The sequence below is a fragment of the Paraburkholderia sp. BCC1884 genome, assembly GCF_900996225.1.
Taxonomy (GTDB): Bacteria; Pseudomonadota; Gammaproteobacteria; order Burkholderiales; family Burkholderiaceae; genus Paraburkholderia.
On sequence record NZ_CAAJGL010000129.1, the window covers coordinates 1 to 523 of the forward strand.

1 protein-coding gene is annotated in these 523 nt (G+C 70.6%); it reads left to right on the forward strand.

Translation table 11 applies throughout. The features are described 5' to 3' along the window. Positions 1-523 (forward strand): response regulator (locus tag FQ705_RS29310; protein ID WP_144147643.1); only part of this gene is annotated, 523 nt, incomplete at both ends.

Consider the following 523-nt stretch of genomic DNA (forward strand, 5'->3'; position numbering starts at 1 on the left):
CGAGACCGCCAACCGCAAGCCCGACCTGGTGATCGTCGATCTCGGCCTGCCCGATACCGACGGGCTGGACGTGATCCGCGAGCTGCGCGGCTGGTCCGAGCTGCCGGTGATCGTGCTGTCGGCGCGCACGCGCGAGGACGAGAAGGTGGCCGCGCTCGACGCCGGCGCGGACGACTACCTGACCAAGCCATTCGGCGTGTCCGAACTGCTGGCGCGGATCCGCGCCCACCTGCGCCGGCGCAACCTGGGCGGGGCCAACGACACGCCGAGCGTGAGCTTCGGCGCGGTCAAGGTCGACCTGGCGCTGCGCATCGTCACGCGCGGCGGCGAGCCGGTGCATCTCACGCCGCTCGAATACCGGCTGCTGGCCACCCTGGTGCGCCATGCCGGCCGCGTGCTGACCCACCGCCAGTTGCTGCGCGATGTGTGGGGGCCTTCGCATGTCGAGAGCCATCATTACCTGCGCATCTACATGGCGCATTTGCGCCAGAAGCTCGAGGCCGATCCGGCGCAGCCGGAGCAC